1 protein-coding gene is annotated in these 13279 nt (G+C 67.7%); it reads left to right on the top strand.

Annotated elements, in window-relative coordinates; all coding sequences use genetic code 11:
- Nucleotides 1-297 precede the first annotated feature (297 nt).
- Complete coding sequence (locus B3361_RS02255) at nt 298-13251, top strand: non-ribosomal peptide synthetase (RefSeq protein ID WP_286920060.1); 12954 nt, start codon at nt 298-300, stop codon at nt 13249-13251.
- Nucleotides 13252-13279 lie beyond the last annotated feature (28 nt).

Genomic DNA, 13279 nt, shown 5'->3' with positions numbered 1-13279 from the left:
GAGCGATCGGCCTCCCCGGAAGTGCTTCTTCAGCCTGACGAGAATATCTTCTCCCGCCAGGCCAGTCACAACATACAAGCAGCGACCGCAGCTCGCGATGCGCCGCGCGGGCGGCGCTCGGTCTCCCAGGCGACCCCCCCGTCATGGCATACCCGTCAATCCGCCGACCCCGCCAGCTCCGCTAATTTCTCCCGCCGCCCATCCGTTCCCCTGTGTACATCCCCGGCCGCCAACCGCTGCCCGCCCATGTCCGCGGCGCAGTCGGCACGCCCCAACAGATACTGGCAGGAACACCCCATGACGGACGCCTTCGAACTCCCGCTCTCGCTGGTCCAGGCCCTGGCGCAACGCGCCGCGCAGACCCCGGACAGGATTGCCCTGCGCTTTCTCGCCGACGCCCCGCACGAGCAGGCTGTGCTCAGTTATCGGGAGCTCGACCAGCGCGCGCGCACCATCGCCGCCGCCCTGCAGGCACGCGCCAGCTTCGGTGACCGCGCGGTGTTGCTGTTTCCCAGTGGGCCGGATTACGTAGTGGCGTTCTTCGGCTGCCTGTACGCCGGCGTGATCGCAGTGCCGGCCTACCCGCCAGAGTCTGCCCGCCAGCACCACCAGCAACGCCTGCTGTCGATCATCGCCGACGCCGAGCCGCGCCTGCTGCTGACCGTGGCGGCGCTGCACGACAGCCTGCAGGGCCTGGAAGCACTTGCCGCCGAGGCGGCGCCCGCGTTGCTGGCAGTGGATGGCCTGGACCCCGCCCTGGCCGACACCTGGCAGGAACCTGCCCTCAGCAGCCAGGACATCGCCTTCTTGCAGTACACCTCCGGCTCCACCGCACTGCCCAAAGGCGTGCAGGTCAGCCATGGCAACCTGGTGGCCAACGAACAACTCATCCGCAGCGGCTTTGGCATCGACCTCAACCCCGACGACGTGATCGTCAGCTGGTTGCCGCTGTACCACGACATGGGCCTGATCGGCGGCCTGTTGCAGCCGATCTTCAGCGGTGTGCCTTGCGTACTGATGTCGCCCGGCTACTTCCTCGCCCGGCCCGTGCGCTGGTTACAGGCCATCAGCGACTACGGCGGCACCATCAGCGGCGGCCCCGACTTTGCCTACCGCCTGTGCAGCGAGCGGGTCAGCGAGGCCTCGCTGGCCGGGCTCGACCTGAGCCGCTGGCGCGTGGCCTATTCGGGCTCCGAGCCGATCCGCCAGGACAGCCTGGCGAGCTTCGCCGACACCTTCCAGGCCTGCGGCTTCGACCCCCAGAGCTTTTTCGCCAGCTACGGCCTGGCCGAAGCAACCTTGTTCGTCAGCGGCAGCCGCCGTGGCCAGGGTATCCCCGCGCTTGCGCTGGATGCCGACGCCTTGGCCGCCAACCGCGCCGAGCCCGGTACCGGCAGCGTGCTGATGAGTTGCGGCTTCCCGCAGCCGGGGCACGCGGTACGCATTGTCGAGCCGCAACAGCTGCAACGGCTGGGCGACAACCAGGTGGGGGAAATCTGGGCCGGCGGGCCGAGTATCGCCTCGGGCTACTGGCGTAACCCCGAAGCCAGCGCGCGCACCTTCGTCGAAATGGACGGGCAGACCTGGCTGCGAACCGGCGACCTGGGTTTCATGCGTGAAGGCGAGGTGTTCGTTACCGGGCGCCTGAAAGACATGTTGATCGTGCGTGGGCAGAACCTGTACCCGCAAGACCTGGAAAAAACCCTCGAGCGTGAAGTGCAGGCACTGCGCAAGGGCCGGGTGGCGGTGTTCGCCGTCGAGCATCAGGGCGAGGAGGGCATCGGCGTGGCGGTGGAGATCAGCCGCAGCGTGCAAAAGGCCACCCAACCACAAGCGCTGATCAACACCCTGCGCCAGGTCATCGCCGATGCCTGCCGCCAGGCGCCGGCGGTGGTGCTGCTGCTCAACCCGGGCGCGCTGCCGAAAAGCTCCAGCGGCAAGCTGCAGCGTTCGGCCTGCCGCGTACGCATGGCCGAGGGCAGCCTGGACTGCTATGCCCAATTCCCCGAGCCGAGCGCCGCTGCTGCTGCCCAGGCATCAGGCGATGCCTTGCAGGCGCGCATCGCGGCGGTGTGGCGCGACACCCTCAAGGTGCAGGCAGTAGCGGCAGATGACCATTTCCTGCTGTTGGGCGGCAACTCCATCGCCGCTACCCAGGCCACGGCGCGGCTGGCCGACGAACTGGGCATCGACCTGGGCCTGCGCACCTTGTTCGAGGCGCCGGTGCTGGCCGACTACAGCAACGCGGTGGCTGCGCTCATCGGTGCAGGCGCTGCCCAGCCCACAGCTATCGCGCCCCTGGCACGCGCCCAGGCGCTGCCCCAGTCGCTGGCGCAAAACCGCCTGTGGCTGTTGTGGCAACTGCAACCCCAATCCGCGGCCTACAACATTCCCGCCGGCCTGCACCTGCGTGGCGAACTGGACGCTAGCGCCCTGCAGGCCGCATTCCAGGCGCTGGTGGCGCGCCACGAGTCGCTGCGTACCGTGTTCGCTGAAGAAAACGGCCAGGCGCTGCAGCGTATTCTGCCGCAGCAGCCGTTCAGCCTGGCCCGCCTGGACCTCGCAGGCCAGCCCCCCGAGCAGGTCGCCGCCCAGCGTGAGGCCGAGGCCTGCCAGCCGTTCGACCTGACGCAAGGCCCGTTGCTGCGTGTGACCCTGGCTTGGCTCGACGATGAAGACCATCAGCTGTGGGTGACCCTGCACCACATCGTGGCCGACGGCTGGTCGCTGAACATCCTGCTCGATGAATTCGCCAAGTTGTATGCCGCTCAGTGCCAGGGCCTGGAGGCACCGTTGGCGCCGCTGCCCCTGGGCTACGCGGACTACGGCAACTGGCAGCGGCAGTGGCTGGCCGACGGCGAAGCCGAACGCCAACTGCAGTACTGGAAGGCCCAGCTCGGTGGCGAACTGCCCGTGCTTGACCTGTGCACCGACCAACCCCGGGCCAACCAGCGCACATTCAGTGCTGCGCGTTTCAGCGTGAAGGTCCCCGCCACGCTCAGCCAAGCCCTCAAGGGCCTGGCGCAGGCGCAGCAGGCCAGCCTGTTCATGGTCCTGCTGGCCGGCTGGCAGGCACTGTTGCAGCGCTACAGCGGCCAGGCCGAGATCCGCGTCGGCGTGCCGAATGCCAACCGCCCGCGCCTGGAAACCCAAGGCCTGGTCGGCTTCTTCATCAACACCCAGGTGCTGCGCGCGCAACTCGATGGCCGCATGCCGTTCAGCCAACTGCTGGCGCAGGTGCGCCAGGCCACGCTCCAGGCCCAGGCCCACCAGGACCTGCCGTTCGAGCAATTGCTCGAGGCCTTGCCGCAAGCCCGCGAGCAGGGCCTGTTCCAGGTCATGTTCAACCACCAGCAACGCGACCTGTCGGCACTGCGCCGCCTGCCAGGCCTGCTGGCCGAAGAGTTGCCGTGGCACAGCCGCGAAGCCAAGTTCGACCTGCAGCTGCACAGTGAAGAGGACCATCAGGGCCGGTTGAGCCTGGCGTTCGACTATGCCGACGAACTGTTCGAGGCCAGCACCATCCAGCGCCTGGCCGGGCAGCTGCTGGCACTGCTGGAGCAAGTGTGCGCCGCGCCCGACCTGGCCCTGGCCGAGGTGCAACTGCTCGACGAGGCGGGCCGGCGCCAGTTGTTGGGCTGGGGCCAGGCCGAAGCCGCCGCGCCGCAGCAACTGCTGGTCGAGCAACTCAACGAGCAGGCCCGCCTGACCCCGCAACGTACCGCCCTGGTATGGGCGGGTGGCAGCCTGGGCTACGCCGAACTGCACCAGCAGGCCAACCGCCTGGCCCACTACCTGCGCGACAAAGGTGTCGGTCCTGACACGTGCGTCGCCATCGCCCTCGAGCGCTCGCCGCAACTGCTGGTCGGCTTGCTGGCCATTCTCAAGGCCGGCGGCGCCTACGTGCCGCTCGACGTGGATTACCCCGCCGAGCGACTGGCGTACATGCTGGCCGATTGTGATGCTGGCCTGTTGCTCAGCCACAGCAGGCTGGTGGGCAAGCTGCCACAGGTGGATGGCGTCAGCACCATCGCCCTCGACCAGCTGCACCTGGACAGCTGGCCCAGCCAGGCCCCCGGCTTGCACCTGCAAGGTGACAACCTGGCCTACGTCATCTACACATCCGGCTCCACCGGCCAGCCCAAAGGCGTGGGCAATACTCACGCGGCGCTGGCCGAGCGCTTGCACTGGATGCAAGCCACCTATGGGTTGGGCGACGAGGATGTGCTGCTGCAGAAAGCGCCGATCAGTTTCGACGTGTCGGTGTGGGAGTGCTTCTGGCCGTTGATCACCGGCTGCAGGCTGGTGCTCGCCGGCCCTGGCGAGCACCGCGACCCGCAGCGCATTGCGGCCCTGGTCCAGGCGCATGGCGTGACCACCCTGCATTTTGTGCCGCCACTGCTGCAGGTGTTTGTCCAGGAACCACAGGCCGCGGGCTGCGCCAGCCTGCGCCGGGTGTTTTCCGGGGGCGAGGCCTTGTCGGCGGCGCTGCGCGACCGGGTGCTGCAACTGCTGCCGCACGTGCAGCTGCACAACCGCTACGGCCCGACCGAAACCGCCATCAACGTCACTCACTGGCATTGCCAGGCCACGGACGGCGAGCGTTCGCCCATCGGCCGACCGCTGGCCAACGTGCTGTGCCGGGTACTGGATGACGAACTCGAACTCACCGCACCCGGCGTGCCGGGTGAGTTGTACTTGGGCGGTGCGGGCCTGGCCCGTGGGTACCTGGGGCGCCCAGGGCTTACCGCCGAGCGTTTTGTACCCCAGGCCGATGGCAATGGCCAGCGCCTGTACCGCAGTGGTGACCGCGCCCGTTGGCAGGTTCAGCTGCACGCGCTGGAATACCTCGGGCGCCTGGATCAGCAGGTGAAAGTACGGGGGTTGCGCGTTGAACCTGAAGAAGTGCAGGCCTGCCTGTTGGCGCAAGCGGGTGTCGAGCAGGCGCTGGTGCTGGTCCACAACGATGCGGTCGGCGCGCAACTGGTTGGCTACTACAGCGGCAGCGCCCAGGCCGAAGCCTTGTTGACGGTACTGGCCGAGCACCTGCCGGCGTACATGGTGCCGGCGCAGCTGATTGCCCTTGCGCATATGCCCCTGGGCCCCAGCGGCAAGGTCGACCGCAAGGCGCTGCCGGCCCCGGTGTGGCAGCAGCGTGAGCACGTCGAGCCGCAAACAGCACTGCAACAGCAGGTCGCTGGCATCTGGCGCGATGTCCTGAACTTGCCCCGTGTGGGGCTGCGCGATGATTTCTTCGCCCTGGGTGGCCACTCGCTGCTGGCCACACAGATCGTTTCCCGCACGCGCCAGGCGTGCGACGTGGAGCTGCCGCTCAAGGCCCTGTTCGAGGCCAGCGAGCTGGGCGCATTCTGTGCCGAGGTAGCCCGCATCCAGGGCAATGGCCAGCGTAACCTGCAAGGGCAGATCGCCCGCGTAGACCGCCGCCAGGCGGTGCCGCTGTCTTATTCGCAACAGCGCATGTGGTTCCTCTGGCAAATGCAGCCCGACAGCCCGGCCTATAACGTGGGCGGCATGGCGCGCTTGCGCGGCACCTTGCACGTCGAGGCGTTCGAGCGGGCGCTGCATGCGCTGATCGTGCGTCACGAAGCCCTGCGTACAACGTTCCCCAGCATCGACGGGGTGCCCTACCAGTGCGTGGCCGAAGACAGCGGCCTGCACCTGCACTGGCAGGACTTCAGCGCCTTGCCCGGCGCTGCCCGTGCGCACCGCCTGCAACAGCTGGCCGATGACCAGGCGCACCAGCCGTTCGACCTTGAGCGCGGCCCGCTGCTGCGCGCCTGCCTGGTCAAGGCCGCAGAGCGCGAGCACTTCTTCGTGCTGACCCTGCACCATATCGTGACCGAAGGCTGGGCCATGGACATCTTCGCCCGCGAGCTGGGTGAACTGTACGAGGCCTTTGTCGACGACCGCGAGTCGCCATTGGCGCCACTGCCGGTACAGTACCTGGACTACAGCGTGTGGCAACGGCAATGGCTGGAACGCGGCGAGGGCGCTCGCCAACTGGCCTATTGGCAAACGCGCCTGGGCACCGAGCACCCGGTGCTGGCGTTACCCGCCGACCGCCCACGCCCGGCGGTGCAAAGCCACCGGGGCGGGCTGTACCGCTTCGAGCTCGACCCGGCCCTGGTCGAGCGCGTGCATGCCTTCAACAGCCAGCGTGGCCTGACCCTGTTCATGACCATGACAGCCACCCTGGCTGCCTTGCTGCACCGCTACAGTGGCCAGCGTGACCTGCGCATCGGTGCGCCGGTGGCCAACCGCATCCGCCCGGAAAGCGAAGGGCTGATCGGCGCGTTTCTCAATACCCAGGTGCTGCGCTGCGAACTGGATGGGCAGATGAGCGCCAGCGCCTTGCTGGAGCAGGTGCGCCAGGCTGCCATCGAAGGCCAGTCGCACCAGGACCTGCCGTTCGATCAACTGGTCGAGGCCCTGCAACCGCCACGCAGCAGTGCCTACAACCCGTTGTTCCAGGTGATGTGCAACGTGCAGCGCTGGGCCTTCCAGCAAAGCCGCAGCCTGGCCGGCATGCAGGTGGATTACCTGGTCAACGACGCCAGCGCCACCAAGTTCGACCTGTACCTGGAAGTGACCGACCTGGATGGCCGCCTGGGCTGCTGCCTGACCTACAGCCGTGACCTGTTCGATGAGCCGCGTATCGCGCGCATGGCCGAACACTGGCAGCAGCTGCTGGTCGGGCTGCTCGACAACCCGCAACAGCGCCTGTGCGAGCTGCCGATGCTGAGCAGCAGCGAGCAGCAGCAACTGCTGGGCCAGTTGCAGGGCGACCCGCACTTGGGCCTCGGGCAGACCCTGCACGGGTTGTTCGCGGCCCAGGCCGCACGCACGCCGCAGGCCGGGGCGCTGACCTTCGCCGGCCAGCACCTGAGCTATGCCGAGCTCGAGCAGCGCGCCAACCGCCTGGCCCGGGCCCTGCGCGAACGGGGTGTCGGGCCGCAGGTGCGGGTGGGCCTGGCGCTGCAGCGTTCGCTGGAAATGGTGGTCGGCCTGCTGGCCATCCTCAAGGCTGGCGGCGCCTATGTGCCACTGGACCCTGAATACCCGCTCGACCGCCTGCGCTACATGATCGAGGACAGCCGTATCGGCCTGCTGCTGAGCCAGCGCGAGCTGCTGCAAAGCCTGGGCGAATTGCCCGAAGGTGTGGCGCGCTGGAGCCTGGAAGACGACGCAGCCAGCCTGGCGGCCTACAGCGCTGCGCCGCTGGACAACCTCAGCCTGCCGCAGCACCAGGCTTACCTGATCTACACCTCCGGCTCCACCGGCAAACCAAAAGGCGTGGTCGTCAGCCATGGCGAATTCGCCATGCACTGCCAGGCCGTGAGCGCCGCGTTCGGCATGCGCAGCGACGATTGCGAGCTGCATTTCTATTCGATCAACTTCGACGCCGCCAGCGAGCGCCTGTGGGTGCCACTGTTGTGCGGTGCGCGGGTGGTGTTGCGTGCCCAGGGGCAGTGGGGCGCCGAGGACATCTGCCAACTGGTGCGCGAGCAGCAGGTGAGCATCCTTGGCTTTACCCCAAGCTACGGTAGCCAACTGGCGCAATACCTGGGCGGCCAGGGCGAGCAGCTGCCGGTTCGCCTGGTGATCACCGGTGGCGAGGCGCTGACCGGTGAGCACCTGCAGCGTATTCGCCAGGCATTCGCGCCCCAGCAGTTCTTCAATGCCTATGGGCCGACCGAGACCGTGGTCATGCCGCTGGCCTGCCTGGCGCCAGAGGTGCTGCCCGCAGCGCTGGGCAGTGTGCCGATCGGCCAGGTCATCGGCAGCCGCACGGCCTACATCCTCGACGAAGACCTGGCGCTGTTGCCGCAAGGGGGTATCGGTGAGCTGTATGTCGGCGGCGCCGGCCTGGCCCAGGGCTACCACGATCGCCCGGGCCTGAGCGCCGAGCGCTTCGTTGCCGACCCGTTCGGCAGCGCAGGTGGGCGCCTGTACCGCACCGGTGACCTGGTACGCCTGGGCGCCGATGGCCTGGTCGAGTATGTTGGCCGCGCCGACCAGCAAGTGAAAATTCGCGGTTTCCGCATCGAACTGGGCGAGATCGAAAGCCGTCTGCAGGCACACGGCGATGTCGACGAGGCAGTGGTACTGGCCCTCGACCTGCCAGGCGGCAAGCAACTGGTGGGCTACCTGGTGTGCCAGCAGGCCGCAGCCGACAACGAGGCGCAGCACCGCCTGCGCGAAGCCGTGAAGGCCGAGGCCCGCCAGCACTTGCCAGACTACATGGTGCCTGCGCACCTGGTGCTGCTCGACAGCCTGCCGCTGATGGGCAACGGCAAGCTCGACCGCCGCGCCCTGCCGCTACCGGACCTTGAGCACGCCCGCCAGCACTACCAGGCCCCTGGCGATGACGTGCAAGCTCGGCTGGCGCAGATCTGGGGTGAGGTGCTCAACGTCGCCCAGGTGGGGGTGCAGGACAACTTCTTCGAACTGGGCGGCGATTCGATCCTGTCGATCCAGGTGGTCAGCCGGGCGCGGCAGGCCGGGCTGCAGTTCACGCCACGCGACCTGTTCCAGCACCAGACCATCCAGGCGCTGGCCGCTGTGGCAAGGCAGAGCAAAGCGCACAGCAGCATCGACCAAGGGCTGCGCGAGGGCCAGGTTGGCCTGACGCCGATCCAGCACTGGTTCTTCGACAGCGAGGTGCCGCAGCCACAGCATTGGAACCAGGCGCTGCTGCTGGCGCTGCGCCAGCCGCTGGATAAAGCCATGCTGGAGCAGGCGCTGGCCGCGCTGGTGCAGCACCACGACAGCCTGCGCCTGCGTTTCAGTGCCGCCGCGGGCCGTTGGCAGGCTGCCTACACCCAGCCGGCTGAGGATCAGCTGTTGTGGGCTGCCACCGTCGCCGATTTTGCCGATTGCCAGGCGCTGTACAGCGATGTGCAGCGCAGCCTCGACCTGCAGCAGGGCCCGCTGCTGCGCGGCCTGCTGGTGACGGACGGCCAAGGCCACCAGCGCCTGCTGCTGGTGATTCACCACCTGCTGGTCGATGGTGTGTCCTGGCGTGTGCTGCTGGAAGACTTGCAGGCGCTGTACCGTGGCCAGCCACTGCCCGCCAAGACTCATGCCATGGGCGACTGGGCCGCGCGCCTGGCCAGCTATGCCGGCAGCGATTCGTTGCGTGACGAGCTGGGCTGGTGGCAAAGCCAACTGGGGGGTGCCCGCCGTGAGCTGCCCTGCGATCACCCGCAGGGCGGTAACCTGCACCGCCACGCGCTAACCCTGGCGACCGGCCTGAACGCCGAGCAGACCCGGCAGTTGCTGCAACAGGCTCCGGCTGCCTACCACACGCAGGTCAACGACCTGCTGCTGACCGCGCTGGCGCGGGCCATGTGCCGCTGGAGTGGGGACGACAGCGTGCTGGTGCAGCTGGAAGGCCATGGCCGCGATGGGCTGTTCGAGGATATGGACCTGACCCGCAGCGTGGGCTGGTTCACCAATGCCTACCCGTTGAGCCTGCGCCCGGTGCCCGGTGAGGATGACGCCGCGCGGGCAGGCTCGATCAAACGCATCAAGGAGCAGCTGCGCCAGGTGCCGCACAAAGGCCTGGGTTACGGCGTGCTGCGCTACCTGGCGGACGCCGCCGGGCGCGAGGAGATGGCGGCCTTGCCGCAGGCACGCATTACCTTCAATTACCTGGGCCAGTTCGACCAGCAGTTCGACAGCGCGGCGCTGTTCCAGCCGCTGGATGCCCCGGCCGGCCTGGCCCACGACCCCGACGCGCCGCTGCCCAACTGGCTGAGTGTCGATGGCCAGGTGTATGGCGGCGCCTTGCAGCTGCGCTGGACTTTCAGCGCCGAACGCTACGACAGGCAGACCATTGCCGCGCTGGCCGAAGCGTACCGCCTGGAGCTGCTGGCATTGGTGGAGCATTGCCTGGCCGAGGGCAATGGTAGTTTCACCCCTTCGGATTTCCCGCTGGCGCACCTGACGCAAGCGCAGATCGACGCCCTGCCGGTGCCGGCAGCGCAGATCGAGGACGTGTACCCGCTGAGCCCTATGCAGGAGGGCATGCTGCTGCATACCCTGCTGGAGCCGGGCACCGGCCTGTACTACATGCAGGACCGCTACCGCATCAACAGTGCGCTGGACCCTGATCGCTTCGCCCAGGCCTGGCAGGTCGTGGTGGCGCGCCACGAAGCCCTGCGCGCCTCGTTCAGCTGGAACAGCGGTGAGGCGATGTTGCAGATCATTCACAAGCCGGGCGACCTGGCCGTCGACTACCAGGACTGGCGCGGGCTTGCCGAGGCTGCCCAGGAGCAACGCCTGCAAGCCTTGCACAAGCAGGAGCGCGAGGCGGGCTTTGCCTTGCTCAGCGAGGCACCGTTCCACCTGCGCCTGGTGCGCGTGGCAGACGAGCGCTACTGGTTCATGATGAGCAACCACCACATCCTGATCGATGCCTGGTGCCGCTCGCTGTTGATGAACGACTTCTTCGAGGTTTACCAGGCACTTGGCGAGGGCCGCCAGGCGCAGTTGCCGGTGCCGCCGCGTTACCGCGACTACATTGGCTGGCTGCAACGCCAGGGGCTGGACGATGCGCGGGCCTGGTGGCAGGCCAACCTGGCCGGGTTCGAGCGCGCCACGGCGCTGCCCAGTGACCGCCCATTGCGCCATGACCATGCCGGCAGCGGCATGGTCGTGGGCGACTGCCATACCCGCTTGCAGGTGAGCGAGGGCGTGCGCCTGCGCGAACTGGCGCAGGCGCACCAGCTGACCGTCAACACCTTTGCCCAGGCGGCCTGGGCCCTGCTGCTGGCGCGTTACAGTGGCGAGCGTGACGTGGCCTTTGGCGTGACCGTGGCCGGCCGCCCGGTCAGCATGCCGCAGATGCAGCGCACCGTGGGCCTGTTCATCAACAGCGTCGCGTTGCGCGTGCGCCTGCCGCTGGCCGGGGAGCGTTGCAGCGTGCGCCAGTGGTTGCACAGCCTGCTGCAAAGCAACATGGAGCTGCGCGAGTACGAGTACCTGCCCTTGGTGGCGATCCAGGAGTGCAGCCAACTGCCCAAGGGCCAGCCGCTGTTCGACAGCTTGTTCGTGTTCGAGAACGCCCCGGTGGAAACCGCCGTGCTCGACCATGCGCAGCACCTGAACGCCAGCTCCGACTCGGGCCGTACCCACACCAACTTCCCGCTCACGGCGGTGTGCTACCCCGGCGATGACCTGGGCCTGCACCTGTCGTTCGACCAGCGCTACTTCGACTACCCGACCGTCGAGCGCCTGCTGGCCGAGTTCAAGCGGCTGTTGCTGGCGCTGGTAGAGGGCTTTGCCGGGGAGGTGAGCGAACTGCCGTTGCTGGGCGCCGAAGAGCAGCGCTTCCTGCTGGAAGACTGCAACAGCACCGAACGGGCTTATCCGCTGGAGCAAAGCTACGTTGCCCAGTTCGAAGCGCAAGTGGCCGCGCACCCGCAGCGTGTCGTTGCCCGCTGCCTGGAAGCCGCCTACGACTATGCCGGTCTGAACCTGGCCGCCAACCGCCTGGGCCACGCACTGATCCTGGCCGGCGTGAAGGTCGACCAGCCGGTGGCGCTGCTGGCCGAGCGCGGCCTGCCGCTGCTGGGCATGATCGTTGGCAGCTTCAAGGCCGGCGCCGGCTACCTGCCGCTGGACCCTGGCCTGCCAGCGGCGCGCCTGCAAAGCATCATCGAGCTCAGCCGCACGCCGGTGCTGGTGTGCAGCGCCGCTTGTGCCGAGCAAGGGCGGCAACTGTTGAGTGCGCTGCCCGCGCAGGCGCGCCCGCAACTGCTGGTGTGGGAGGAAATCCAGGCCAGCCAGGTCGCCAGCCACAACCCTGGGATTCACAGCGGGCCGGACAACCTGGCCTACGTGATCTACACCTCAGGTTCCACCGGCCTGCCCAAAGGCGTGATGGTCGAGCAGCGCGGCATGCTCAACAACCAGTTGAGCAAGGTGCCTTACCTGGGCCTCAGCGAGCAGGATGTGATAGCCCAGACGGCGTCGCAGAGTTTCGACATTTCCGTGTGGCAGTTCCTGGCTGCGCCGCTGTTCGGGGCTACCGTGCAGATCGTGCCGAACGCCATCGCCCATGATCCGCAGGGCCTGCTGGCGCATGTGCAGGCCAGTGGCATCACCGTGCTGGAAAGCGTGCCATCGCTGATCCAGGGCATGCTGGCCAACGACCATCAGGCGCTCGATAGCCTGCGCTGGATGCTGCCAACCGGCGAGGCCATGCCACCGGAGCTGGCCGCGCAGTGGCTGCAGCGCTACCCGCAGGTGGGGCTGGTGAACGCCTATGGCCCGGCGGAGTGCTCGGATGACGTGGCGTTCTTCCGGGTCGATGCTGCCTCGACTCAAGGCGCCTATTTGCCGATCGGCACGCCGACCGACAACAACCGCCTGTACCTGTGCGGGGACGATCAGGCACTGGTGCCGCTGGGCGCGGTGGGTGAACTGTGCGTGGCTGGCACCGGCGTTGGCCGTGGCTACATTGGCGACCCGGTGCGCACGGCGCTGGCCTTCATCCCGCACCCGTACGGTGCGCCGGGCGAGCGCCTGTACCGTACTGGCGACCTGGCGCGGCAGCGCCCGGACGGTGTGCTGGAGTACGTTGGGCGCATCGACCACCAGGTGAAGATTCGCGGTTATCGCATCGAGTTGGGCGAGATCGAGGCGCGCCTGCACGAACAGGCACAAATCCGCGATGCTGCCGTGGGGGTGCAGGAGGGTGCCAATGGCAAGCACTTGGTCGGTTACCTGGTTGCGCACCAGGGCATTGCCGGGGACGCTGAATTGCTGGAGCGGATCAAGCAACGCCTGCGCGCCGAGTTGCCGGAGTACATGGTGCCGTTGCACTGGGGCTGGTTCGACAGCCTGCCGCACAATGCCAACGGCAAGCTGGACCGCAAGGCCCTGCCAGCCATCGACATCGGTGGCCAGCACAGCCAGGCCTACCAGGCACCGCGCAATGAGCTGGAAGACGTACTGGCGGGTATCTGGGCCGAGGTGCTCAAGGCTGAGCGGGTCGGGGTGCACGACAACTTCTTCGAGTTGGGCGGGCACTCGTTGCTGGCCACGCAGATAGCCTCGCGGGTGCAGAAGCAGTTGCAGTTGAACGTGCCGCTGAGGGCGATGTTCGAGTGCAGTACCGTGGCGGAGCTGGCCGAGTACGTGCAGGGGCTGCAGGGCAGTGCGCTGGATGACGACAAGGTCGATCGGCTAAGTGACCTGATGGCGGAGCTGGAGGGGTTGTAAACCGCAGGCTATGCCCCTGCCGCCAATG

Origin of the sequence: Pseudomonas sp. UBA6699, from assembly GCF_002454615.1 — a bacterium.
Classification (GTDB): domain Bacteria; phylum Pseudomonadota; class Gammaproteobacteria; order Pseudomonadales; family Pseudomonadaceae; genus Aquipseudomonas; species Aquipseudomonas juntendi.
The sequence above is the reverse complement of the archived record's forward strand: the minus strand, read 5'-3'. Positions and strand labels throughout refer to the sequence as shown.

Excerpts from the sequence above, each read along its gene's own strand:
- B3361_RS02255 (WP_286920060.1), top strand. The coding sequence starts at position 298 with ATGACGGACGCCTTCGAACTCCCGCTCTCGCTGGTCCAGGCCCTGGCG.